We start from the raw sequence: 23,458 nt of genomic DNA, 5'->3' as shown, positions 1-23,458 counted from the left end.
TAGCTAACGAAAGAGGTTATAGCAGTGGCTAAGGAAAAATTTGAGCGTTCGAAGCCGCACGTCAACGTCGGCACCATTGGTCACGTCGATCACGGCAAGACCACTCTGACTGCGGCTCTGACTCGCGTCTCTGCAGAAGTCTTCGGTGGTGACGCGCGTGCGTTTGACTCCATCGACAATGCCCCGGAAGAGCGTGAGCGCGGTATCACCATCTCCACCGCTCACGTGGAATACCAGTCCGAAGTGCGTCACTACGCGCACGTCGACTGCCCGGGTCACGCCGACTACGTCAAGAACATGATCACCGGTGCTGCCCAGATGGACGGCGCTATCCTGGTCTGTTCCGCTGCTGACGGCCCCATGCCGCAGACTCGCGAGCACATCCTGCTGTCCCGTCAGGTCGGCGTTCCGTTCATCGTTGTCTTCCTGAACAAGGCTGACATGGTCGATGACGAAGAACTGCTCGAGCTGGTCGAGATGGAAGTTCGTGAACTCCTGAGCGAGTACGACTTCCCGGGCGACGATACTCCGATCGTCATCGGTTCCGCCCTGATGGCTCTGGAAGGCAAGGACGACAACGGCATGGGTACTACCGCCGTTGCCAACCTGATCAAGGCCCTGGATGCGTACATCCCGGAGCCGGAGCGTGCTATCGACCAGCCGTTCCTGATGCCGATCGAAGACGTCTTCTCCATCTCTGGTCGCGGCACCGTCGTCACTGGCCGTGTCGAGCGTGGTCTGGTCAAGACTGGCGAAGAGGTCGAGATCGTCGGCGTGCGTGACACTACCAAGACTACCGTTACCGGTGTCGAGATGTTCCGCAAGCTGCTGGACGAAGGTCGTGCTGGTGAGAACGTCGGCGCCCTGCTGCGCGGCACCAAGCGTGATGACGTCGAGCGTGGCCAGGTTCTGGCCAAGCCGGGCTCCATCAAGCCGCACACCAAGTTCGAATCCGAAGTCTACGTCCTGTCCAAGGAAGAAGGCGGTCGTCACACTCCGTTCTTCAAAGGCTATCGTCCGCAGTTCTACTTCCGTACCACTGACATTACTGGTACCTGTGAGCTGCCGGAAGGCGTCGAGATGGTCATGCCGGGCGACAACGTCCAGATGGTCGTGTCTCTGATCGCTCCGATCGCCATGGAAGAAGGTCTGCGTTTCGCTATCCGTGAAGGCGGTCGTACCGTCGGCGCTGGCGTCGTGGCCAAAATCGTCGAGTAAGGTACTCCTTACCTGACACAGAAGGGGGCCCTGATGGGCCCCCTTTTCTCGCATGTTTGACACCTGATGTCAGTCTGCCTATAATGCGCATCCTTTGAATGCGTGGGTGACGGCCTACGCCGTCGACATCCATTGGAGTTTTGGGCAATGCAAAACCAGAAGATTCGCATCCGGTTGAAAGCATTCGACCACCGTCTGATCGACCAGTCCTCTGCAGAGATCGTTGAAACTGCAAAGCGCACCGGTGCTCAGGTTCGTGGCCCGATCCCGCTGCCGACCCGTCGCGAGCGTTACACCATCCTGGTCTCTCCGCACGTCAACAAGGACGCGCGTGACCAGTATGAGATTCGTACCCACAAGCGCGTTCTCGATATCGTCGAGCCGACAGAGAAGACTGTCGACGCGCTGATGAAGCTTGACCTGGCTGCCGGTGTGGACGTCCAGATCAAGGTTGACTGATACCTCACTAGTCACTGCGGCCCAGCGCTCTCACTGATAGAGCAGCAGCCGCCACGCCGGGATGGCGTCATACAATGTGCTAGTGGAATGCTCTGGAAAGGGCAGCCATAGCGGGTGACAGCCCCGTACACTAAAGGAGACTGAACATGTCTATCGGTTTAGTCGGTAAGAAGGCCGGGATGACCCGTGTCTTCACCGAAGCTGGCGCTTCTGTGCCGGTTACCGTGATTGAAGTTGAGCCGAACCGCATCGTGACTATCAAGTCTCTCGAGACTGATGGCTACAATGCTGTTCAGGTGACAACTGGCTCTCGTAAAGCCAAGCACCTCACCAAGGCAGCTGCTGGGCAGTATGCCAAGGCCGGTGTTGAGGCTGGCCGTACCCTGATGGAATTCCGTCTGAACGAAGGCGACGAAGCTCCTGCAGTGGGCGGCGAACTCACCGTATCCCTCTTTGAAGCTGGTCAAAAGATTGACGTGACCGGCACCTCCAAGGGTAAAGGCTTCCAGGGCGCAGTTAAGCGCTGGAACTTCCGCACCCAAGACGCTACCCACGGTAACTCACTGTCGCACCGCGCGCCGGGTTCCATCGGTAACTGTCAGACCCCGGGCCGCGTCTTCAAAGGTAAGAAGATGGCTGGCCAGATGGGCAACGTCCGTTCCACCGTCCAGAGCCTGGAAGTGGTCCGCGTCGACGCTGAACGCAATCTTCTGCTGGTCAAGGGTGCCGTTCCAGGTGCTCCGGGCGGCGAAGTGATCGTGCGTTCCGCTGTGAAAGCTCGCTGAGGGGAATTAACCGATGAATCTTAATCTTGCAGGTGCAGGTGGCGCAGTAGACGTCTCCGATGCCACCTTTGGCAAAGACTTCAACGAGGCTCTGGTTCACCAGGTCGTCACCGCCTATCTGGCTGGTGCACGTCAAGGTACCGTGGCTCAGAAGACCCGTTCTGACGTGTCCGGCGGTGGCAAGAAGCCGTGGCGTCAGAAAGGTACTGGTCGTGCACGTGCCGGTACCATCCGTTCCCCGCTGTGGCGTTCTGGCGGTGTGACTTTTGCAGCGCGTCCTCAGGACCACTCGCACAAGGTCAACCGCAAGATGTATCGCGCTGCCATGCGTTCCATCCTGTCCGAGCTGGTCCGTCAGGATCGCCTGGTCGCGGTCGACGCTATCAGCGTCGAAGCTCCGAAGACCAAGCTGCTGATCGCCAAGCTCCAGGAACTGGGCCTTGAGAAAGCGCTGATCGTCACTGAAGAGCAGGACGTCAACCTGTACCTGGCCGCGCGCAACATCCCGCATGTTGACGTCGTCAATGTCGCTGGCGCTGACCCGGTCAGCCTCGTCGGTTACGACAAGGTGCTGATGACTGTCGCTGCCCTGCGCAAGTTCGAGGAGAACCTGGGATGAATCAGGAACGCGTATTCAAGGTCCTGCTTGGTCCTCACATGACCGAGAAGGCCGCGGTCGCTGCCGAGAACAACCAGTACGTGTTCAAGGTTGCCAGCGACGCGACAAAGCCCGAAATCAAGAAAGCCGTCGAAGCGCTGTTTGGTAAGAAAGTCGATCGTGTTCAGGTTCTGAACATGAAAGGCAAGACCAAGCGCACCGCTCGCGGTGTTGGTCGTCGCGCTGGTTATCGCAAGGCCTATGTAACGCTGGCCGCCGGCGAGACCATCGAAGACTTCTCTGGCGCCGAGTAAGGCAGGAGTACGGAACATGGCAATTGTTAAGACAAAACCTACCTCCGCCGGTCGCCGCCACCTGGTAAAGGTCGTCAATGACGAGCTTTTCAAAGGTCGCGCGTACGCTCCGCTGCTTGAAAAGCAGTCAAAGTCCGGTGGTCGTAACAATAATGGTCGCATCACTACTCGCCACATCGGCGGTGGTCATCGTCACCATTACCGTCTGGTCGATTTCAAGCGCAACAAGGATGGCATTCCGGCCATCGTCGAGCGTCTGGAATACGATCCGAACCGCAGCGCGAACATCGCGCTGGTGAAGTACCTTGACGGCGAACGTCGCTACATCATTGCGCCGAAAGGCGTCTCTGCTGGCGACCGTCTCGAGTCTGGTGTTAACGCACCGATCAAGAAAGGCAATGCTCTGCCGCTGCGCAATGTCCCGGTGGGCTCCACCGTTCACTGTGTAGAGCTGAAGCCGGGCAAGGGCGCCCAGATTGCTCGTAGTGCAGGTACCAGTGCCCAGGTCGTGGCACGTGACGGTAACTACACCACGCTGCGTCTGCGCTCTGGCGAGATGCGTAAGGTGCTGTCCGAATGCCGTGCAACTCTCGGCGAAGTGGGCAACTCCGAGCACAGCCTCCGTCAACTGGGCAAGGCCGGTGCTAAGCGTTGGAGAGGCGTGCGCCCGACTGTTCGCGGTGTCGCGATGAACCCGGTCGATCACCCGCATGGTGGTGGTGAAGGTCGTACCTCTGGTGGCCGTCACCCGGTCAGCCCGTGGGGCATCCCGACCAAGGGTCACAAGACTCGCAAGAACAAGCGCACCGATAAGCTTATCGTCCGTCGCCGCAAGGCCAAGTAACAGATATTGAGGGGTAACGGCTGTGCCACGTTCACTGAAGAAAGGTCCTTTTATTGACCTTCATCTGCTGAAGAAGGTTGAGACAGCAGTGGAAAAGAACGACCGCAAACCGATCAAGACCTGGTCGCGTCGTTCCATGATCCTGCCGAACATGGTCGGGCTCACCATTGCCGTCCATAACGGTCGCCAGCATGTCCCGGTTCTCGTTTCTGAGGAAATGGTCGGTCACAAGCTCGGCGAGTTTGCTGCCACCCGCACATACCGCGGGCACGCTGCAGATAAAAAAGCCAAACGGTAAGCCAGAGAGGATTTAAGAGATGGAAGTAGCTGCTAAGCTGCGCGGCGCTCGTTTATCCGCCCAGAAGGCCCGTTTGGTGGCTGACCAGGTGCGCGGTAAGCCGGTCGCCGAGGCGCTGAATCTGCTCGCTTTCTCACCGAAGAAGGCCGCGAAGATTGTTCGCAAGGTTCTGCAGTCCGCGATCGCGAATGCGGAAGAAAACAACGGCATGGACATTGACGAGCTTCGCGTCTCGACTATCTGTGTCGACGAGGGCATGACGCTCAAGCGCATCCAGCCACGTGCCAAGGGCCGTGCGGATCGTATCTTGAAGCGCACTTGTCATATCACCGTCAAGGTAGCCGAGAAGTAGGAGACGACCAATGGGTCAGAAAGTTAATCCGACAGGTTTCCGACTGGGTATTGTCAAGGATCATACCTCTGTCTGGTACGCCGAAGGCGCTACCTATGCCGACAAACTGAACAACGATCTGCAGGTGCGTGGATTCCTGGAAGAGCGTCTGAAAAGCGCTTCCGTGAGCCGCATCAGCATCGAGCGTCCGGCAAACAACGCCCGTATTACCATTCACACCGCCCGTCCGGGTATTGTGATCGGTAAGAAAGGTGAAGATGTCGATCGTCTTCGTCGTGAAGTTTCCGAGATGATGGGCGTTCCGGTCCACATCAACATCGAGGAGATTCGCAAGCCGGAACTCGATGCCAAGCTGGTCGCTGCCAATGTGGCAGGTCAGCTCGAGCGTCGTGTCATGTTCCGTCGTGCGATGAAGCGTGCTGTGCAGAACGCAATGCGTCTGGGCGCCAAGGGCATCAAGATTCAGCTCTCTGGTCGTCTTGGCGGTGCCGAAATCGCCCGTACCGAATGGTACCGCGAAGGCCGTGTTCCGCTTCACACCCTGCGTGCTGACATTGATTACTCCACCTTCGAAGCTCACACCACCTACGGCATCATTGGTGTCAAGGTCTGGATCTTCAAAGGCGAGATCCTCGGTGGCATCGAAGAGGTGCGAGCCAAGGCGAAGCAGCCCGCGTCCGCACCCAAGAAGAAAGGCAAGTAAGGGGGTAATCGATGTTACAGCCCAAGCGTATGAAATTCCGCAAGATGCAGAAAGGTCGCAACCGTGGCCTGGCGCATCGCGGAAGCAAGGTAAGCTTTGGTGAGTTTGGCCTGAAAGCCACCGGCCGTGGTCGTATCACCGCTCGTCAGATCGAAGCTGGCCGTCGTGCCATCACTCGCCACGTCAAGCGTGGCGGCAAGATCTGGATCCGTGTCTTCCCAGACAAGCCGATCTCCAACAAGCCGTTGGAAGTTCGTATGGGTAAAGGTAAGGGTTCTGTCGAGTACTGGGTCGCTCAGATTCAGCCCGGCAAGGTCCTCTACGAGATCGAAGGTGTATCCGAAGAGTTGGCCCGTGAAGCATTTAGCCTGGCCGCTATGAAGATGCCGATCTCCACCACCTTTGTTAAGCGGACGGTGATGTGATGAAAGCCCAAGAACTCCGTGAAAAGTCAGTCGAGGCGCTCCAGGAGCAGTTGTTCGAACTGCTGCGTGAGCAATTCAATCTGCGCATGCAGAAGGCAACAGGCCAGCTGAGCCAGGTTCACCTGCTCAAGCAGACTCGTCGCCAAATTGCTCAGGTTAAGACTGTGCTCAACCAGAAGTCAGGTGAGTAAAATGGCCGAAGAAACTAAAGCACGCACACTCACCGGCAAGGTGGTGAGTGACAAGATGGAAAAATCCATCGTTGTCATGGTCGAGCGCCGTGAGCGTCACCCGATCTATGGCAAGTACCTGAGACGCTCCACCAAGCTGCACGCCCATGATGAGGCGAATCAGGCTCGGATCGGTGACACCGTCTCTATCGCCGAGACTCGTCCGCTGTCCAAGAAGAAAGCCTGGACCCTGGTCGAGGTGGTTGAACAGGCCAAGGGTTGATCCCTAGGCCAGTTCCCACCAGGCAGTCAGATTAGGTTTGGAGAAAACCGATGATTCAGACTCAGACAATGCTGGATGTCGCCGACAACAGTGGCGCGCGCCGGGTGCAATGCATCAAGGTGCTGGGTGGTTCACACCGCCGTTACGCTCGTGTTGGAGACATCATCAAGGTCACCGTCAAAGAAGCTATCCCGCGTGGCAAGGTCAAGAAAGGCCAGGTCATGAAGGCAGTGGTCGTTCGTACCAAAGCCGGTGTCCGTCGTAACGACGGCTCCGTGATCCGCTTCGACGGTAATGCGGCCGTTCTGTTGAACAACACCAACGAACAGCCGATCGGTACCCGTATCTTCGGCCCGGTTACCCGTGAACTTCGCAGTGAGAAGTTCATGAAGATCATTTCCCTGGCGCCCGAAGTGCTGTAAGGAGCGGAAGCGGATATGCAAAAGATCAAACGTGACGATGAAGTCATCGTCATCGCCGGGAAGGACAAGGGCAAGCGCGGTACCATCAGCAAGGTGCTGAAAGGTGAGCGTCTGCTCGTGTCCGGTGTGAACATGATCAAGCGTCACACCAAGCCCAACCCGATGCTGGGCACCCAGGGGGGTATCGTCGAGCGCGAGGCTCCGATTCACGCGTCCAACGTGGCCATCTTCAACCAGGAGACCGGCAAGGCGGATCGTGTCGGAATCCAGGTACAGGAAGACGGTACTAAGGTACGCATCTTTAAGTCGACTCAGAAGCTGATCGACGCCTAACGCGAGTCGGGTACAACATGGCGAACTTGAAAGAACGTTATCAGAACGAAGTGGCCGCCCAGCTCAAAGAGCAGTTCGGCTACGCCAATGTGATGCAGATTCCCCGCATCACCAAGGTGACCCTGAACATGGGTATCGGTGAAGCCACCGCTGACAAGAAGCTGATCGACAACGCGTTTGCCGATCTCCAGATGCTTTCTGGTCAGAAGCCCGTCGTCACCAAGGCACGCAAGTCCATCGCTGGCTTCAAGGTCCGTGAAGGATGGCCGATCGGTGTCAAGGTGACCCTGCGCAGTGATCGTATGTGGGACTTCCTGGACCGTCTCGTGAACGTGGCTATCCCGCGCGTCCGTGACTTCCGCGGTCTGAACCCGAAGTCCTTCGATGGCCGTGGAAACTACTCCATGGGTGTGCGTGAGCAGATCATCTTCCCGGAGATCGAGTATGATAAGATCGACCGGATTCGTGGCCTGGACATCACCATCACCACTAGCGCCAACACCGATGATGAAGGTCGTGCGTTGCTGGGCGCGCTGAACTTCCCGTTCAAGAAATAAGGGTGGATCATGGCAAAGAAAAGCATGGTTGAGCGCGAGCTCAAGCGCACCAAGCTGGTCGCTAAGTACGCCGCCAAGCGCGACGCACTGAAGGCCATCATCAATGACGTCAACGCTTCTGAAGAAGAGCGCTTCGACGCACAGCTGAAGCTGCAGCAGCTGCCGCGTGATGCCAGCCCGGTCCGTCAGCGTAACCGCTGCCGTATCACTGGCCGTCCGCACGGCTACTACAACAAGTTCGGCCTGAGCCGCAACAAGCTGCGTGAAGCCGCTATGCGTGGTGACGTGCCTGGTCTGACCAAGTCCAGCTGGTAACACCACTGCAAGAATTCAGGAGCGCAACGTAAATGAGCATGCAAGACACTCTGGCGGATATGTTCACTCGTATCCGCAATGCGCAGATGGCCACCAAGGAGACGGTTTCCATGCCGTCTTCCAAGCTCAAGGTTGAAGTGGCCCGCGTATTGAAGGAAGAGGGTTATATCACCGAGTTTGCCGTCGCCGAAGGCGCCAAGCCGGAACTGACCCTGACCCTCAAGTACTTCGAAGGCAAGTCGGTTATCGAGAGCATCAAGCGTATTTCCAAGCCGTCCCTGCGCCAGTACAAAGGCAAGGGCGAGCTTCCGAAAGTCGCAGATGGCCTGGGTATTGCGATCGTTTCCACCTCCCGGGGCGTGATGACCGATCGTGCGGCCCGTCAAGCTGGTGTCGGCGGCGAAGTCCTCTGCACCGTATTCTAGGAGTTTGGAATGTCCCGCGTAGCCAAGTATCCGGTTAAATTGCCGAACGGCGTCGAGGCGAAGCTCGACGGCGACAAGCTGACCGTGAAGGGCAGCAAAGGCCAGCTGGAATTGACCGTCCACCAGGACGTGGTCATCTCTATGGAAGAAGGTCAGATGACCTTCGCTCCGTCCGAGACCGCCAAGAACTGGGCAATGGTTGGTACCACTCGTGCTCTGGTCAACAACATGGTGTCTGGTGTTTCCGAAGGCTTCACCAAGTCTCTGGAAATCAATGGTGTGGGTTATCGTGCCCAGGCCAAAGGCCAGACAATCAACCTGACACTGGGCTTCTCACACCCGGTCGACTATGAACTGCCGGCAAGTGTTACGGCTGAAACGCCGAAGAACACTCAGATCGTCCTCAAGTCTGCTGACAAGCAGGCTTTGGGTCAGGTCGCCGCAGAGATTCGCGCATTCCGTCCGCCGGAGCCCTACAAGGGCAAAGGTATTCGGTACAGCGACGAAGTCGTCCGTCGTAAAGAAGCCAAGAAGAAGTAAGGCAGGGTTATGAACGCGAAGAAAGAATCTCGTCTCCGTCGTGCCCGCCGCGCTCGTGCGAAAATCCGCGAGCTGGGCGTGTTTCGCCTGTGCGTGAACCGCACCCCGCGTCACATCTACGCGCAGATCATCTCGCCGGATGGCGGCCAGGTCCTGGCCACCGCATCCACGCTCGACAAGAGCCTGCGCGAAGGTTCTACCGGTAACTCGGACTCCGCCGCCAAGGTGGGTGCTCTGATTGCCGAGCGCGCGAAGGAAGCGGGTATCAAGCAAGTGGCTTTCGATCGCTCCGGGTACAAGTACCACGGTCGCGTGAAGGCCCTGGCCGATGCCGCACGTGAAGGCGGCCTGGAATTCTAAAGGGTTTTACGATGGCGAATATCGAACAGAAGGGCGGTGACCTGCAAGAGAAGCTCGTGCAGATCAACCGCGTCGCCAAGGTAGTCAAGGGCGGCCGTATCTTCGGTTTCACCGCTCTGACTGTCGTTGGTGACGGCAATGGTCGTGTTGGCTTCGGCCGTGGCAAGGCGCGTGAAGTGCCGGTCGCGATCCAGAAGGCAATGGACCAGGCTCGTCGCAACATGATCAAGGTTGACCTCAAGGGCCACACCCTGCAGTACCCGGTGAAGGCTCGTCACGGCGCATCCAAGATCTACATGCAGCCAGCGTCCGAAGGTACCGGCATCATTGCCGGCGGTGCGATGCGTTCCGTGCTCGAACTGGCAGGCGTCCATGACGTCCTGGCCAAGTGCTACGGTTCCACCAATCCGGTCAACGTGGTGCGCGCGACCATCAACGGTCTCGCTGCCATGAAATCTCCGGAAGACATCGCCGCCAAGCGTGGCCTGTCTGTCGACAAGATTGCGGGGTAAGGCACCATGGCAGCTAAGATCACGGTAACCCAGATCCGCAGCACCATCGGCGTCCTCGAAAAGCACAAGGCCACCATGAAAGGTCTTGGCCTGCGCCGCATCGGTCACACTGTCGAGCTGGAAGACACCCCCGCGGTACGCGGCATGATCAACAAGGTTCACTACCTTGTCCGTGTTGAGGGAGAGTAATCCATGAAATTGAATACCCTGAGTCCGGCCCCGGGCTCCAAGCACGCTGAAAAGCGTGTCGGTCGTGGTATCGGCTCCGGTCTTGGTAAGACCGGCGGTCGTGGCCACAAGGGCCAGAAGTCCCGTTCCGGTGGCAGCGTCAAGCCGGGCTTCGAAGGCGGTCAGATGCCTATGCAGCGTCGCCTGCCGAAGTTTGGTTTCACTTCCGCGAAGTCTCTGATTTCCGAAGAAGTGCGCCTGAGCGAACTGGCACTGGTAGACGGCGAGATCGTCGACCTCGAAACGCTGAAGAAGGCCAACGTGCTTCGTGATTCCACGAAGTTCGCGAAGGTCATGCTCTCCGGCGAACTGGACAAGGCAGTCACGGTTCGCGGCATTAAGGTCACCAAGGGTGCCCGTGCTGCGATCGAAGCTGCCGGTGGCAAGGTAGAGGACTAAATGGCTAAGTCAGGAAACGTACCGGCGATGCAGGGAAGTGGGTTGAGCGAACTCTGGGCGCGTTTGCGCTTCGTGTTCATCGCCATCGTGGTGTACCGAATCGGTGCACACATCCCCGTTCCCGGTATCAATCCTGACCAGCTTGCTGCCTTGTTCAGGGAAAACCAGGGCACCATCCTGAGCATGTTCAACATGTTCTCCGGTGGTGCACTGGAGCGAATGAGTATCTTCGCGCTGGGCATCATGCCCTACATATCCGCGTCGATCATCATGCAGCTCCTGACGGTGGTCTCGCCTCAGCTTGAGCAGTTGAAAAAGGAAGGCGAGGCCGGCCGTCGCAAGATCAGCCAGTACACGCGCTACGGCACGGTAGTACTGGCCCTGGTCCAATCGATCGGCATGGCAGTCGGACTGGTCGGAAACGGTGTCGCCTATTCCGCTGACTTCAGCTTCTACTTCACCGCCGTGAGCACGTTCGTGGCTGGTGCAGTGTTCCTGATGTGGCTGGGAGAGCAGATCACCGAGAAGGGTATCGGCAACGGGATCTCGCTGATCATCTTTGCTGGTATTGTCGCCGGGCTGCCGAGTGCCATCGGCCAGTCTTTCGAACTGGCGCGCAATGATGGTGCCTGGAATGTGCTTCCGCTGCTGGCGCTGACGCTGCTCGCAGTCGTTACCGTTGCCTTCGTGGTGTTCATCGAACGCGGCCAGCGCCGCATCACGGTGAACTATCCGCGCCGTCAGGTTGGCAACAAGATGTATGCAGGTCAGAGCAGCTACTTGCCGATGAAGGTCAACATGGCCGGGGTCATCCCGCCGATCTTCGCGTCAAGCATCCTGCTGTTCCCTGCGTCGATGGGTCAATGGTTTGGCCAGAGTGAAAGCATGCAATGGTTGCAGACGGCATCTCAGGCTCTCGGGCCGGGTCAGCCACTGTATATCTTGCTTTTCGCTGCCGCTGTAGTATTCTTCTGCTTCTTCTACACGGCGCTGGTCTTCAATCCGAAGGATGTTGCTGACAACCTCAAGAAGTCAGGAGCGTTTCTGCCGGGTATTCGCCCAGGCGAACAGACCGCCCGTTACATCGATAAGGTGATGACTCGCCTGACGCTGTTCGGCGCCCTCTACATCACCCTAGTCTCCCTGATGCCTCAATTCCTCGTTGTTGCATGGCAGGTTCCGTTCTATTTCGGCGGCACCTCTCTGCTCATCGTGGTCGTGGTGGTCATGGACTTCATGGCCCAGGTGCAGTCGCATCTGATGTCAAATCAGTATGCGTCGGTGATGAAGAAGGCCAACCTCAAAGGCTATGGCAGCGGTGGCATGATGCGCTGATTGCGCAGCCCCTGTTAGCAAACTGGAGAGAACGATGAAAGTTCGAGCTTCCGTCAAGAAAATTTGCCGTAACTGCAAGATCATTCGGCGTCGTGGCGCAGTGCGGGTCATCTGCACTGAGCCCCGCCACAAGCAGCGCCAGGGTTAATTCCCTAGGCCTGCTTAGCTGAATACAAGCTCGGGTGCTGGCATACCCCCTTGTTCCCGACGGGATCAAGGGGTATGCTATTGCGCCCTTTGTGGATGTAAAATCCGCCGCTAACCTTTCGGAGAAAACTGATGGCCCGTATTGCTGGCGTCAATATCCCGGACAACAAGCACGCGGCGATCTCGCTGACTTATATCTTCGGGATTGGCCGTACGCGTGCACAGCAGATCTGCGCCGCTCTCGGTCTAGAACCGAGCGTCAAGATCGCTGATCTGTCTGTTGAACAACTGGACCTGGTTCGTGCCGAGGTGGGCAAGTACACCGTCGAAGGCGACCTGCGTCGTGAGATCACGCTGAACATCAAGCGTCTCATGGACCTCGGTTGCTATCGTGGCCTGCGCCATCGTCGTGGTCTGCCGTTGCGCGGTCAGCGCACCAAGACCAACGCACGTACACGCAAAGGTCCGCGTAAACCGATTCGCAAGTAAACGAACTGGCGTTTAGACAGGAAACATCTAATGGCTAACCCGAGTAAGCGCAAGAAGGTTAAAAAGCAGGTAGTGGATGCCGTCGCGCATATCCACGCCTCTTTTAACAACACTATCGTGACGATCACAGACCGCCAGGGCAATGCTCTTTCCTGGGCAACTGCCGGTGGTTCGGGTTTTCGTGGTTCTCGCAAGAGCACCCCGTTCGCTGCGCAAGTCGCAAGTGAACGTGCAGCGACCGCTGCAGCCGAATATGGTGTGAAGAACGTCGACGTGCTGGTCAAGGGCCCGGGTCCGGGTCGTGAGTCCGCCGTGCGTGCTCTCAATGCCGCAGGCTTCCGCGTGCAAAGCATCACCGACGTGACCCCCATCCCGCATAATGGGTGCCGTCCGCCGAAGAAACGCCGCGTTTAAGGAGACAGACTCATGGCTCGTTATATTGGACCGAAGTGCAAACTGTCTCGTCGTGAAGGCACCGACCTCTTCCTGAAGAGTGGCGTGACTCCGTTCGAGAAGAAGTGCAAATCCGAACAACCCCCGGGTGTTCATGGCCAGCGCCGTCAGCGTCTTTCAGACTACGGCCTGCAGCTGCGTGAAAAGCAGAAGGTACGTCGCATGTACGGCGTGCTGGAGAAGCAATTCCGCAACTACTACAAAGAAGCCGCTCGCCTCAAGGGTGCGACCGGTGAGGTTCTGCTCCAGCTCCTCGAGACTCGTCTCGACAACGTCGTCTACCGCATGGGCTTCGGCTCCACGCGTTCCGAGGCACGTCAGCTGGTCAGCCACAAGGCGATCGCCGTGAACGGCCGTACCGTCAACGTTGCTTCCTTCAAGGTGAAGGCTGGCGATGTGGTCACCGTTCGTGAGAAGGCCAAGAACCAGGCTCGCATCCAGCAGTCTCTGGCACTCGCTGCCAACCGCGGTGATGTCTCCTGGGTCGACGTCGACTCTAAGAAGATGGAAGGCACTTTCAAGGCTGTCCCCGAGCGTGGCGACCTGTCTGCCGATATCAACGAAAACCTGATCGTCGAGCTGTACTCCAAGTAATGTAACGCCGGGCCGATTCGTCGGCCCGGCTGGAGTACCCAGATTATCCGTTTGGCAGCCTTAAAGGTGTTCTTATGCAGCGCTCAGTGACAGAGTTTCTCCGTCCTCGCGATATCAAGGTCGAGGAAGTCAGCGCCCATCACGCGCGAATCGTCCTCGAACCCTTCGAGCGTGGTTTCGGCCACACCCTGGGGAATGCTCTGCGTCGCATCCTGCTTTCTTCCATGCCCGGCTGTGCCGTCGTGGAAGCTGAGATCGAAGGCGTTCTGCACGAGTACAGCGCCATTGAAGGGGTGCAGGAGGATGTAATTGAAATCCTGCTGAACCTCAAGGACGTGGCCATCAAGATGCATGGTCGCGACGAAGCTGTGCTGGCGCTGAACAAGAAGGGCCCGGGTATCGTGACTGCCGGCGACATCGCTGGTGACCACGATCTCGAAATCGTGAATCCGGATCACGTCATCGCTCACCTCAACGATGGTGGCGAGCTGAAGATGCAGCTCAAGATCGCTCGTGGCCGCGGCTACGAAGCGGCAGATGCCCGCACTTCCGCAGATGACGAATCTCGTGCCATTGGCCGCCTCCAGCTGGATGCGACCTTCACCCCGGTTCGTCGGGTCTCCTATGCCGTCGAGGCTGCGCGTGTCGAACAGCGCACCAACCTCGACAAGCTGGTGATCGACCTGGAAACCGACGGCACACTGGATCCGGAAGAAGCGATCCGCCGCTCCGCAACTATCCTGCAGGAGCAGCTGGCCGCCTTCGTTGATCTGGAAGCAGACAAGGAACAGGAAGTCGAAGAAGAGGAAGATCAAATCGATCCGATCCTTCTCCGTCCCGTAGACGATCTTGAGCTGACTGTTCGCAGTGCGAACTGTCTCAAGGCCGAGAATATCTATTACATCGGTGATCTCATTCAGCGCACCGAAGTTGAGCTGCTGAAGACCCCGAATCTCGGCAAGAAGTCCTTGAATGAAATCAAGGACGTGCTGTCCGCGCGTGGTCTGTCCCTCGGCATGCGGTTGGAAAACTGGCCGCCCGCAAGCCTGAAGGACGACAAGGCTTCCGCGTAAGGAAGCCCGGTCGGCTCAAGCCCCAGACTGGTAAGGAATCACAACCATGCGTCATCGTAAGAGTGGTCGTCACCTGAACCGTACCAGCTCTCACCGTGAAGCCATGTTCAAGAACATGTGCATCTCTCTGGTAGAGCACGAGGTCATCAAGACTACCCTGCCGAAAGCCAAGGAACTGCGTCGTCATATCGAGCCGCTGATCACCCTGGCCAAGCAGGATTCCGTTGCGAACCGCCGCCTGGCGTTCTCTCGCACCGGTTCCAAGGAAGCGGTCGGCAAGCTCTTCAACGAGCTCGGCCCGCGCTACACCTCCCGTCCGGGTGGTTACCTGCGCATCCTGAAGTGTGGCTATCGTGCCGGTGACAATGCCCCGATGGCATTCGTCGAGCTGGTCGATCGTCCGGCTGCCTCTGAGGCAGCAGGCGAAGAGTAAGCTTCGGCTTGCTTCGTCCACAAGAAAAGGCCAACCCTCACGGGTTGGCCTTTTTTTATGCCTGTCGGCCGGCTGGATGATACTGGTATTTCGAGTCTCTCAGGGAGTTCACCTCGCCCTCCGAGTGTTTTCGATGCGTTGAGGGCGAGGTGAATCAGGGGTGCCGAGACATCGGGTGCCTTGCCAAGTGATCAGCTGCTGGTCTCGGCTGTCTTCTTGCGGGTCGACGTAATGCCGCTGGCCTTCTTGCGTTCCAGCAGGGGGGCCAGGAAGCGACCGGTGTGCGAGATCTCCTGCGTGGCCAGCTGCTCCGGGGTGCCCTCGGCGATGATCTGGCCGCCGCCTGAGCCGCCTTCCGGGCCGAGGTCGATCAGCCAGTCGGCTGTCTTGATCACGTCCAGATTGTGCTCGATCACCACCACGGTATTGCCGTGATCACGCAGTCGGTGCAGCACGACCAGTAGCTGACGGATATCCTCGAAGTGAAGGCCGGTGGTCGGCTCATCGAGAATGTAGAGTGTCTTGCCGGTGTCGCGCTTGGCCAGCTCACGCGCCAGCTTGACGCGCTGGGCTTCACCGCCGGACAAGGTGGTCGCGCTCTGGCCGAGACGGACGTAGGACAAGCCGACATCCATCAGTGTCTGCAGGCGGCGAGCGATGGCCGGTACCGGCGAGAAGAACTCCAGGGCCTCCTCGATGGTCATCTCCAGCACTTCATGGATGTTCTTGCCCTTGTACTGCACTTCAAGCGTTTCACGGTTGTAGCGCTTGCCCTTGCAGACATCGCAGGGCACGTACATGTCGGGCAGGAAGTGCATCTCGACCTTGATCAGTCCGTCGCCCTGGCAGGCCTCGCAGCGACCGCCCTTGACGTTGAAGCTGAAGCGTCCCGGCTTGTAGCCGCGGGCACGCGCTTCCTGGGTGCCGGAGAACAGCTCGCGGATCGGCGTGAAGATGCCGGTATAGGTCGCCGGGTTGGAGCGTGGCGTACGCCCGATGGGGCTCTGATCGATATCCACCATCTTGTCGAACAGGTCCAGCCCCTCGATTTTGGCGTAGGGAGCCGGTGTCAGGGTGGTGGCGCGATTGAGCTCACGGGCGGCCAGCGGCATCAGCGTGGCATTGATCAGTGTCGACTTGCCGGAGCCCGAGACTCCGGTGATGCACGTCAGCAGGCCCGTCGGCAGCGTCAGCGTCACGTCGCGCAGATTGTTGCCGGTGGCGCCGGTCAAACGCAGCACCTTGTCAGGGTTGGCCGGCAGACGATGGGGCGGTACGGCAATCTCGCGCTCACCGCTCAGGTACTGCCCCGTCAAGGAACCGGGTGTCGCCTCGATCTGCTCAGGCGTGCCTTGGGCGACGATCTCGCCACCATGCACGCCGGCGCCCGGGCCGATATCCAGCACATGGTCTGCGGCACGAATCGCATCTTCATCATGCTCGACCACGATCACGGTGTTGCCCAGGTCGCGCAGGTGGATCAGCGTCTTGAGCAGGCGATCATTGTCGCGCTGGTGCAGGCCGATGGACGGCTCGTCGAGGATGTACATCACCCCGACCAGGCCGGCACCGATCTGGCTGGCCAGACGGATGCGCTGCGCTTCACCGCCGGACAGGGTGTCGGCGCTGCGCTCCAGGGTCAGGTAGTCGAGGCCGACATTGACGAGAAATTCGAGGCGCGCCTGAATCTCGTGCACGATCTTGGCGGCGATCTCGCCCTTGCGTCCCGGCAGGCTCAACTTGCCGAACTCTTCCCACGCCTCACCGATCGGCTGGCGTACGACGTCGGCGAGCGTGCGATCATCGACATAGACGTGGCGTGCTTCCCGGCGCAGGCGCGAGCCATCACAGCTCGGGCATGGCTGGACCGCCAGATAGCGTGCGAGGTCCTCGCGCACCATGTTGGATTCGGTCTCGCGATAGCGGCGCTCCATGTTGGGCAGCACGCCCTCGAAGGGATGCTCGCGGGTCACCTTGCGGCCACGATCGTTCACGTAGCTGAAGGCGATGTCCTCGCGTCCGCTGCCGTTGAGCACGGCATCGCGCGCTTCATCGCTGAGCGACTCCCAAGGCGCTTCCAGCGCGAAGCCGTAATGCTCGGCCACGGCCTGGAGCTGGCTGAAGTAGTAGACGCTGCGGCGGTCCCAGCCCTTGATGACGCCTTCGGCCAGCGATAGCTCCGGGTGGCTGATCAGCTTTTCAGGATCGAAGTATTGCTTCACGCCCAGGCCGTCGCAGGTCGGACAGGCGCCTGCCGGATTGTTGAAGGAGAACAGGCGCGGTTCCAGCTCGGCCAGCGCATAGCCGCACACCGGGCAGGCAAAGCGTGATGAGAAGACGAGGTCTTCCTGCTCGCCGTCCATGAAATGCAGGCGTGCGCTGCCGTCGGCCAGATTCAGCGCGGTCTCGAAGGATTCGGCCAGACGCTGCTTGAGGTCTTCACGCACCTTGAAGCGATCGACGACGACGTCGATATCGTGCTTCTTGTTCTTCTCCAGCGGCTTGAGATCATCCAGCTCGACGATCACGCCATCGATACGTGCGCGCACGAAGCCCTGGGCGCGCAGTTCTGACAACAGCTGGAGATGCTCACCCTTGCGGCCACTGACCACCGGTGCCAGCAGCATCAGCTTGCTGCCTTCCGGCAGGGCGAGCGCCTGATCGACCATCTGCGAGATGGTCTGGGCTTCCAGGTCGATGTCGTGATCCGGGCAGCGCGGCGTACCGGCGCGAGCATACAGCAGGCGCAGGTAATCGTAGATCTCGGTGATGGTGCCGACGGTGGAGCGCGGGTTGTGCGAGGTCGATTTCTGTTCGATGGAAATCGCCGGTGACAGACCTTCGATATGGTCGATGTCCGGCTTTTCCATCATCGACAGGAACTGACGAGCATAGGTGGACAGTGATTCGACGTAGCGCCGCTGTCCCTCGGCGTAGAGAGTGTCAAAGGCAAGTGATGACTTGCCGGAACCGGAAAGTCCGGTCACCACGATCAGCTTGTCACGCGGCAGTTCGACATCGATGTTCTTGAGGTTGTGGGTGCGCGCACCCCTCACCTGAATCCTGTCCATTGCCACCTCGGGCTGCGTCGATAAAAGCAACGATTATAAGGCGCGGGTGAAACACCCGGCAAAGGCTGCATGCTTTCAAAGCCGCCAAGCGGGCCTTAGAATATGCAGTCCATTGGTGGGCGACCACCGTTGGACGTCACATCTCGGCGACCCACGTGGTCGGCCTCCCTCTTCTTGACTGTCACGCTCCGGAGCCCGCCGCCGCCCATGAAAACCTCTCGACTGCTCGCGCCGGAACGCCGCGCCATCGTCGGCCTTGCCAGCCTCTATGCATCTCGCATGCTGGGGCTGTTCATGGTGTTGCCGGTACTGGCGCTCTATACCCGTGACCTCGCCGGTGCGACACCGACACTGGTCGGCGTGGCGCTGGGTGGCTACGGGCTGACCCAGGCATTGCTGCAGATTCCGTTCGGCTGGCTGTCAGACCGACTGGGGCGCAAGGCCGTGATCGGCTTCGGGCTCGGGTTGTTCATTCTGGGCTCGCTGGTCGCGGCGACGGCCGACAGCATCGAGATGATCATCCTCGGGCGCTGTCTGCAGGGCAGCGGCGCCGTGGCGGGGGCAATCATGGCCCTGTTGGCCGATCAGACTCGAGAGGAGGTTCGCACCATGGCGATGGCCTCCATCGGCATGTCGATCGGGGTCGCCTTTGCACTGGCGATGGTCGCAGGGCCCTTGGCCGCAGATGCCTTCGGCTTGTCAGGGGTATTCTGGTTGACCGCCGTGATGGCCGTCGCGAGCCTGTTCGTGCTCTGGAAGCTGGTGCCAGCTGCGCCCAGGCGTCAACATCAGGATGTGGGGCTTGATAGGCGCCAGCTCAAGGGTATCCTCGCGAATTCCGCATTGTTGCGCATGGATGTTTCGATCTTTGCGCTGCACATGATCCTGACCGCCAGCTTCGTGGCCATTCCCCAGCAGCTGGTCAATTTCGGCATCGCGCCGGCGCATCACGGCTGGATCTACCTGCCATTGATGGGGCTGGCCTTTGTCGCCATGCTGCCGCTGGTCATCGTGGCCGAGAAGTATCGGCGCATGAAGCCCGTCTTCCTGGGGGCCGTCGCGACCATCGCGACAAGCTTGCTGCTGCTGGGAATCGATGGCATCGAGCATGCAGGGCTGGCGATGTTCCTCGGCCTGCTGTGGCTGTTCTTCGTCGCCTTCAATCTGCTTGAGGCGACCTTGCCGTCGATGATCTCAAAGCTGGCCCCGGCCGGTGCCAAGGGCACGGCGATGGGGGTCTATTCCACCAGTCAGTTCCTGGGCGCCTTCGTGGGCGGTGTCGGGGGCGGCTGGTTGACCGGGCATTTCGGTCTGAGCGGCGTGTTCTTCGCCATGGGGCTGGTCGCCATTCTGTGGCTGACCGTGGTGTGGGGCATGCAACCGCCGCGACATCTGGGCAGTGAAGTGATCGGTCTGTCTCCCGAGGCCTCGCAATTGTCAGCCTTCGAGCTGCAGACACGCCTGCTGGCGATTCCCGGCGTGGAAGAGGCGCTCGTGGTGCGTGAGGAACGGGTCGCTTATCTCAAGGTCACACGCGATACACTGGATGACAAGGCGCTGGCCCGCTTCACTCGCCAGCGTGATGACGAGACTCCGGCAGGCGCGGAGGTGCCTGCCAGCTGAACCTTGACATCGGCAATACATTGCCGGTGCACTTGATACCTTTTCCGGTGCCCATGGCGCACCGGTCCATTTGCAGGAGTAATCTTCATGGCTCGTGGCGTAAACAAGGTCATTCTGATCGGCAATCTCGGTCAAGACCCGGAAGTTCGCTTCACCCCCTCCGGCAGTGCGGTGTGCAACCTGAATCTCGCAACGACGGATACCTGGAATGATCGTCAGAGTGGTCAGCGTCAGGAACGTACCGAATGGCACCGTGTGGTGATGTTCAACAAGCTGGCTGAAGTGGCCCAGCAATACGTCAAGAAAGGCTCACGTCTGTATATCGAAGGCCGCCTGCAGACCCGTAAGTGGCAGGATCAAAACGGCAACGATCGTTACAGCACCGAAATCGTGGCCAACGACATGCAGATGCTGGATACGCGTGGCGAAGGTGGCGGCGGTAACTTCGCGGGTGGTCGTCCGCAGCAGGCGCCTCAGCAGGGCGGCCAGCAACCGGCCGCAGCACCCCAGCAGGGTGGCCAGTTCGGTGGTCAGCAGCCGGCCCCGCAGCAAGGTGGTCAGTTCGGTGGTCAGCAGCAGGGCGGTCAGTTCGGTGGTCAGCAGCCGGCCCCTCAGCAGGGCAACAACTTCGGTGGCCAGCAGCCCGCCCAGCAGAACAATTCTCAGAACAACAACTTCGGTGCGCCGCCCGCGGGCAGCTTCGATGATTTCGATGATGAAATCCCGTTCTGAGTAAAGTTTTTCGGCTGTGCGCCGATAGAACGCGCAAGCGATGACGATGAAAAGGCCCTCGTTCAGCGAGGGCTTTTTTTTGAATTAACCATGAGATTTTCTTGATTCTGTTTATATAAGTATCTGTTTTCATTAGTTATCGCTGATATTGAATAATGATTTCGAGCGCGACATCCAGCGGCTTGTGCTGCGCGTAAGGGTGGCTGAGCCTCTCTCCGACGTGCGTCATTCATACGATTCAAACGAGCGTTGTGCAAACAACGCTCCATGGCCGTATTCTCTTGGTATCCCCTTGGGCTGCTGATGTTGTCGGATGGCGCTCCATGGTCTGAGAATCCTGTCGTGGTGCTCCCGGAGGAGTGCTGTCGATATGACACCGTTGTCGAACTTCCGCCCCTGTCTTGCCGACTGTGGCATGCCCCTGATGATCGAGGTTATTCATGCATGGCAGTTATTCCTACCCACTGGTCGTCCTGTCAATCGTGGTCGCCGTGCTGGCTTCACATGCAGCGCTGCAGCTGATTCGTCAGGTCGCGCTGACCCCTTCGCGCGCCACCAGCATCGGCTGGCTGGTGGGCGGAGCCGTGGCGATGGGGCTGGGTGTCTGGGCCATGCACTTCATCGGCATGCTGGCGTATGAATGCCAGGTTCCGGTCACCTATGCGCCCGGCCTGACGGCATTGTCGGTGCTGATCGCGATGCTGGCCTCGGGGTTGGCACTCTGGGTGAATACGCTGCCACGCCTGACGCCGATGCTGTTGATGACGAGCGGGACCATCATGGGCGGCGGCATCGCCACGATGCACTACACCGGCATGGCGGCGATGCAGATGAACATGCCTTACCGCTATGACCCGCTGCTGTTCGCGGTGTCCATCGTGGTGGCGGTGGTGGCCGCGACGGCGGCCCTGTGGCTGGGAGGCTTCTTCCTGCGTCAGCGCCGCCCCAATCGTCTCTATCAGGCCCTGGCTGCCGGGGCGATGGGGCTCGCCATTGCCGGCATGCACTACATTGGCATGGCGGCGATGGAGATGATACCGCTGACCACGCCCATCATCGCACCTGCCGGTGTGGGCATGAGCTCCGGGCAGAATCTGTGGCTGGCCCTGGCCATCGCGATCGCGACCCTGGCCGTGCTCGGGCTGGCACTACTGGCAATCAGTGCCGAGCAGCGCATGCGTCGCAGTCGCCATTACCGCTCGCGTCTGGATGGCCTGCTGGAGTATCGGACCCGAGAGCTGCGGCATGAGCGTGATCAGGTCGCGGTCATGCTGGATTCCATCGATGAGGGAGTGATCAGTCTCGATCGCGAGGGGAACATCCAGCATATCAATCCCATCGCTGCCGAATTGTGTGGCTGGGCCCCGTCGTTGGCCCGCGGGCGCCCCTGGGCGCGTATCTTGAAGCTGCGCCATGAAGGTACGTTGCAGTCGGTTTCCAGCCAGCTGGAAGGGGTCTTGCAGCGCGGCGAAGTGGTGCACATGTCCAGCCAGACGCTGCTGGTGGCACGCGATGGCAGTGAATGTGCCGTGGAGCTCAAGGCGTCGCCCGTGCGCCGTCGCAGCGGGGATGTCGAGGGTGCCGTACTGGTCTTCCGCGACATCAGCTATCGCCAGGCCATGATTCGGCGCCTCAACTTCCAGGCGCATCACGACAGTCTGACCGGTCTGCACAATCGCACCGCCTTCGATGACTCTCTCACCGCGGCGCTGGCTGATGGCGGCTTTCACCAGCTGCTGTATCTGGATCTCGATTTCTTCAAGGTGGTCAACGACACCTGCGGGCACGCGGCCGGGGACACCGTGTTGCGTGAGCTCTCCGCGCTGATGCGAGCGCATGTGCGGGAAACGGATGTGCTGGCACGCCTGGGGGGTGATGAGTTTGCCGTTCTGCTCTATCGCTGTTCTCGCGAGCAGGCCATCGAGCGTGCCGAAGCGCTGTGCGCGGCCGTCAGTGCCTATCGCTACTACGATGAGGGGCGCCCATTCCAGTTGGGCGTCAGTATCGGAGTCGCGCCGGTCGAGAGCGGTGTCCAGGCCTCCGAGGTTCTGCGTCAGGCGGATGGGGCCTGCTACATGGCCAAGCAGAGCGGGCGCAACCAGGTGCATGCCTACCATGACGGAGATGCGGGATTCGAGCGCGCCCAGCGCGAGGTGCAATGGCTGCCGCTACTGCACGAGGCGCTGGAGAAAGATCGCTTCACGCTTTACATCCAGCCGATCCGCTCGCTGAGTGATGTCACCAGCAAGCCCTACTACGAGGTACTGCTGCGCTACGTCAACGACTCGGGCGAGCACCTGGCCCCGGCGCACTTCATGGCGACGGCGGAACGATTCGGTCTGATGCCAGAGATTGATATCTGGGTCGTCACCCAGGCGCTGCAGGTGCTTGAGTCTGATGACGGTCGCATCGAATCGGATGCCGTGCTGGCGATCAACCTCTCCGGCCAGAGCATGGGGGATCTGCGCATGCGCGATCAGCTGGCGGCGCTGGTCACGCAAAGCTCCGTCATGCCCCAGCGGCTGTGCTTCGAGATCACCGAGACGGCGGCCATCAGCAATCTGGCCCAGGCGCGCGAGTTCATCTACAGCATGCGTCGGCTCGGCTGCAGCTTCGCTCTGAATGATTTCGGCAGTGGCATGTCGTCCTTTGCCTACCTCAAGGAGCTGCCGGTCAATCAACTCAAGATCGACGGCGCCTTCGTGCGCAATCTGACACGCGATAGTCTTGATGCCGCCATCGTCTCCGCCATCTGCAGCATCTGTGCCCAGATGGGGATCATGACGGTGGCGGAATATGTCGAGCGCCTCGAGTTGATCCCCGCGTTGGAACAGATCGGTGTCGACTTCGTGCAAGGCTACGGCATCGGCAGACCTCACCCGATCGGCGTACCGCTGATCCCCACCCCTCCGAGCAACAACGGGCCTGCAGCCAGTCTGCAAGGTTGATAGAATGTCGTCTTTGCATC

Annotated in this window: 33 protein-coding genes; 32 read left to right on the top strand and 1 reads right to left on the bottom strand. The window is 59.4% G+C overall.

Going from position 1 to position 23,458, the window contains the following annotated elements; translation table 11 throughout:
• The first annotated feature begins 24 nt into the window (after window positions 1–24).
• The 29 genes from tuf (at window position 25) to rplQ (ending at window position 15,064) form a co-directional block, all read left to right on the top strand.
• Window positions 25–1,218, top strand: a complete 1,194-nt coding sequence (tuf, locus tag AC5WNJ_RS16280; protein ID WP_176678186.1) for an elongation factor Tu — start codon at window positions 25–27, stop codon at window positions 1,216–1,218.
• A gap of 147 nt (window positions 1,219–1,365) precedes the next feature.
• Window positions 1,366–1,677, top strand: coding sequence for a 30S ribosomal protein S10 (gene rpsJ / locus AC5WNJ_RS16275; RefSeq protein ID WP_024950650.1), 312 nt, complete (start codon window positions 1,366–1,368; stop codon window positions 1,675–1,677).
• Between the two features lie 146 nt (window positions 1,678–1,823).
• On the top strand, window positions 1,824–2,462 hold the full coding sequence (gene rplC, locus AC5WNJ_RS16270; protein WP_495930209.1) for a 50S ribosomal protein L3: 639 nt from the start codon (window positions 1,824–1,826) through the stop codon (window positions 2,460–2,462).
• A gap of 13 nt (window positions 2,463–2,475) precedes the next feature.
• On the top strand, window positions 2,476–3,081 hold the full coding sequence (rplD, locus tag AC5WNJ_RS16265; protein WP_176678184.1) for a 50S ribosomal protein L4: 606 nt from the start codon (window positions 2,476–2,478) through the stop codon (window positions 3,079–3,081).
• Window positions 3,078–3,374 carry a 50S ribosomal protein L23 gene (rplW, locus tag AC5WNJ_RS16260; RefSeq protein ID WP_043334865.1) on the top strand — a complete coding sequence of 99 codons (297 nt, stop codon included), beginning with the start codon at window positions 3,078–3,080 and terminating at the stop codon, window positions 3,372–3,374. Before rplD ends, rplW begins: the two co-directional genes overlap by 4 nt.
• A 16-nt stretch (window positions 3,375–3,390) precedes the next feature.
• On the top strand, window positions 3,391–4,218 hold the full coding sequence (gene rplB / locus AC5WNJ_RS16255; protein ID WP_176678183.1) for a 50S ribosomal protein L2: 828 nt from the start codon (window positions 3,391–3,393) through the stop codon (window positions 4,216–4,218).
• Window positions 4,219–4,240: 22 nt separating this feature from the next.
• On the top strand, window positions 4,241–4,516 hold the full coding sequence (gene rpsS, locus AC5WNJ_RS16250; protein ID WP_024950655.1) for a 30S ribosomal protein S19: 276 nt from the start codon (window positions 4,241–4,243) through the stop codon (window positions 4,514–4,516).
• Between the two features lie 19 nt (window positions 4,517–4,535).
• Complete coding sequence (rplV, locus tag AC5WNJ_RS16245; protein ID WP_043334859.1) at window positions 4,536–4,868, top strand: 50S ribosomal protein L22; 333 nt, start codon at window positions 4,536–4,538, stop codon at window positions 4,866–4,868.
• 10 nt (window positions 4,869–4,878) lie between these two features.
• Window positions 4,879–5,571 (top strand): 30S ribosomal protein S3, encoded by a 693-nt coding sequence (gene rpsC / locus AC5WNJ_RS16240; protein WP_043334856.1) that lies wholly within the window; start codon window positions 4,879–4,881, stop codon window positions 5,569–5,571.
• 11 nt (window positions 5,572–5,582) lie between these two features.
• Window positions 5,583–5,996 carry a 50S ribosomal protein L16 gene (gene rplP, locus AC5WNJ_RS16235; RefSeq protein WP_043334854.1) on the top strand — a complete coding sequence of 138 codons (414 nt, stop codon included), beginning with the start codon at window positions 5,583–5,585 and terminating at the stop codon, window positions 5,994–5,996.
• Window positions 5,996–6,187 carry a 50S ribosomal protein L29 gene (gene rpmC / locus AC5WNJ_RS16230; RefSeq protein WP_024950659.1) on the top strand — a complete coding sequence of 64 codons (192 nt, stop codon included), beginning with the start codon at window positions 5,996–5,998 and terminating at the stop codon, window positions 6,185–6,187. The genes rplP and rpmC overlap by 1 nt, the downstream gene beginning before the upstream one ends.
• A gap of 1 nt (window position 6,188) precedes the next feature.
• Window positions 6,189–6,449 carry a 30S ribosomal protein S17 gene (gene rpsQ / locus AC5WNJ_RS16225; RefSeq protein WP_043334852.1) on the top strand — a complete coding sequence of 87 codons (261 nt, stop codon included), beginning with the start codon at window positions 6,189–6,191 and terminating at the stop codon, window positions 6,447–6,449.
• A 50-nt stretch (window positions 6,450–6,499) separates the two neighbouring features.
• Complete coding sequence (rplN, locus tag AC5WNJ_RS16220) at window positions 6,500–6,871, top strand: 50S ribosomal protein L14 (protein WP_043334850.1); 372 nt, start codon at window positions 6,500–6,502, stop codon at window positions 6,869–6,871.
• A 15-nt stretch (window positions 6,872–6,886) separates the two neighbouring features.
• Window positions 6,887–7,204, top strand: coding sequence for a 50S ribosomal protein L24 (rplX, locus tag AC5WNJ_RS16215; RefSeq protein WP_043334846.1), 318 nt, complete (start codon window positions 6,887–6,889; stop codon window positions 7,202–7,204).
• A 17-nt stretch (window positions 7,205–7,221) separates the two neighbouring features.
• Window positions 7,222–7,761 carry a 50S ribosomal protein L5 gene (gene rplE / locus AC5WNJ_RS16210; RefSeq protein WP_176678182.1) on the top strand — a complete coding sequence of 180 codons (540 nt, stop codon included), beginning with the start codon at window positions 7,222–7,224 and terminating at the stop codon, window positions 7,759–7,761.
• Window positions 7,762–7,770: 9 nt separating this feature from the next.
• Complete coding sequence (rpsN, locus tag AC5WNJ_RS16205) at window positions 7,771–8,076, top strand: 30S ribosomal protein S14 (RefSeq protein ID WP_176678181.1); 306 nt, start codon at window positions 7,771–7,773, stop codon at window positions 8,074–8,076.
• Between the two features lie 32 nt (window positions 8,077–8,108).
• On the top strand, window positions 8,109–8,501 hold the full coding sequence (gene rpsH, locus AC5WNJ_RS16200; RefSeq protein WP_176678180.1) for a 30S ribosomal protein S8: 393 nt from the start codon (window positions 8,109–8,111) through the stop codon (window positions 8,499–8,501).
• Between the two features lie 9 nt (window positions 8,502–8,510).
• Window positions 8,511–9,041 carry a 50S ribosomal protein L6 gene (rplF, locus tag AC5WNJ_RS16195; protein ID WP_176678179.1) on the top strand — a complete coding sequence of 177 codons (531 nt, stop codon included), beginning with the start codon at window positions 8,511–8,513 and terminating at the stop codon, window positions 9,039–9,041.
• A 9-nt stretch (window positions 9,042–9,050) separates the two neighbouring features.
• The gene (gene rplR, locus AC5WNJ_RS16190; protein WP_024950667.1) at window positions 9,051–9,401 is read left to right on the top strand and encodes a 50S ribosomal protein L18; all 351 of its coding nucleotides are present in this window, start codon (window positions 9,051–9,053) and stop codon (window positions 9,399–9,401) included.
• Window positions 9,402–9,412: 11 nt separating this feature from the next.
• Window positions 9,413–9,913, top strand: a complete 501-nt coding sequence (gene rpsE / locus AC5WNJ_RS16185; RefSeq protein ID WP_054556902.1) for a 30S ribosomal protein S5 — start codon at window positions 9,413–9,415, stop codon at window positions 9,911–9,913.
• Between the two features lie 6 nt (window positions 9,914–9,919).
• Window positions 9,920–10,102, top strand: coding sequence for a 50S ribosomal protein L30 (gene rpmD, locus AC5WNJ_RS16180; RefSeq protein ID WP_024950669.1), 183 nt, complete (start codon window positions 9,920–9,922; stop codon window positions 10,100–10,102).
• A 3-nt stretch (window positions 10,103–10,105) separates the two neighbouring features.
• The gene (gene rplO / locus AC5WNJ_RS16175) at window positions 10,106–10,540 is read left to right on the top strand and encodes a 50S ribosomal protein L15 (RefSeq protein WP_176678178.1); all 435 of its coding nucleotides are present in this window, start codon (window positions 10,106–10,108) and stop codon (window positions 10,538–10,540) included.
• A complete protein-coding gene (gene secY, locus AC5WNJ_RS16170; RefSeq protein ID WP_065392562.1) occupies window positions 10,541–11,875 on the top strand; it encodes a preprotein translocase subunit SecY in 1,335 nt (444 codons plus the stop codon).
• A 34-nt stretch (window positions 11,876–11,909) separates the two neighbouring features.
• Window positions 11,910–12,023, top strand: coding sequence for a 50S ribosomal protein L36 (gene rpmJ / locus AC5WNJ_RS16165; RefSeq protein ID WP_077373351.1), 114 nt, complete (start codon window positions 11,910–11,912; stop codon window positions 12,021–12,023).
• Window positions 12,024–12,154: 131 nt separating this feature from the next.
• Window positions 12,155–12,511 (top strand): 30S ribosomal protein S13, encoded by a 357-nt coding sequence (rpsM, locus tag AC5WNJ_RS16160; protein ID WP_024950672.1) that lies wholly within the window; start codon window positions 12,155–12,157, stop codon window positions 12,509–12,511.
• Between the two features lie 30 nt (window positions 12,512–12,541).
• Window positions 12,542–12,925, top strand: a complete 384-nt coding sequence (gene rpsK, locus AC5WNJ_RS16155; protein ID WP_176678177.1) for a 30S ribosomal protein S11 — start codon at window positions 12,542–12,544, stop codon at window positions 12,923–12,925.
• A gap of 12 nt (window positions 12,926–12,937) precedes the next feature.
• Window positions 12,938–13,558: a 30S ribosomal protein S4 gene (rpsD, locus tag AC5WNJ_RS16150; protein WP_043334824.1), complete on the top strand. Its 621-nt coding sequence runs from the start codon at window positions 12,938–12,940 to the stop codon at window positions 13,556–13,558.
• Window positions 13,559–13,632: 74 nt separating this feature from the next.
• Window positions 13,633–14,631 (top strand): DNA-directed RNA polymerase subunit alpha, encoded by a 999-nt coding sequence (locus AC5WNJ_RS16145; RefSeq protein ID WP_176678176.1) that lies wholly within the window; start codon window positions 13,633–13,635, stop codon window positions 14,629–14,631.
• A gap of 46 nt (window positions 14,632–14,677) precedes the next feature.
• The gene (rplQ, locus tag AC5WNJ_RS16140; protein ID WP_176678175.1) at window positions 14,678–15,064 is read left to right on the top strand and encodes a 50S ribosomal protein L17; all 387 of its coding nucleotides are present in this window, start codon (window positions 14,678–14,680) and stop codon (window positions 15,062–15,064) included.
• Window positions 15,065–15,255: 191 nt separating this feature from the next.
• Here the strand turns inward: rplQ and uvrA are convergent, their stop codons facing one another.
• On the bottom strand, window positions 15,256–18,135 hold the full coding sequence (gene uvrA, locus AC5WNJ_RS16135; protein ID WP_495930208.1) for an excinuclease ABC subunit UvrA: 2,880 nt from the start codon (window positions 18,133–18,135) through the stop codon (window positions 15,256–15,258).
• 207 nt (window positions 18,136–18,342) lie between these two features.
• On the opposite strand from uvrA, the gene AC5WNJ_RS16130 reads away from it, so the two are divergent.
• From AC5WNJ_RS16130 to AC5WNJ_RS16120, 3 genes are all read left to right on the top strand, one after another.
• The gene (locus AC5WNJ_RS16130) at window positions 18,343–19,758 is read left to right on the top strand and encodes an MFS transporter (RefSeq protein WP_495930207.1); all 1,416 of its coding nucleotides are present in this window, start codon (window positions 18,343–18,345) and stop codon (window positions 19,756–19,758) included.
• 87 nt (window positions 19,759–19,845) lie between these two features.
• The gene (locus AC5WNJ_RS16125) at window positions 19,846–20,490 is read left to right on the top strand and encodes a single-stranded DNA-binding protein (protein WP_495930206.1); all 645 of its coding nucleotides are present in this window, start codon (window positions 19,846–19,848) and stop codon (window positions 20,488–20,490) included.
• A gap of 440 nt (window positions 20,491–20,930) precedes the next feature.
• Window positions 20,931–23,438 carry a bifunctional diguanylate cyclase/phosphodiesterase gene (locus AC5WNJ_RS16120; protein WP_495930205.1) on the top strand — a complete coding sequence of 836 codons (2,508 nt, stop codon included), beginning with the start codon at window positions 20,931–20,933 and terminating at the stop codon, window positions 23,436–23,438.
• The last annotated feature ends 20 nt before the right edge of the window (window positions 23,439–23,458 follow it).

The sequence above is a fragment of the Cobetia sp. PDI-23MA genome (genome assembly GCF_059507735.1).
The sequence above is the reverse complement of the archived record's forward strand: the minus strand, read 5'-3'. Positions and strand labels throughout refer to the sequence as shown.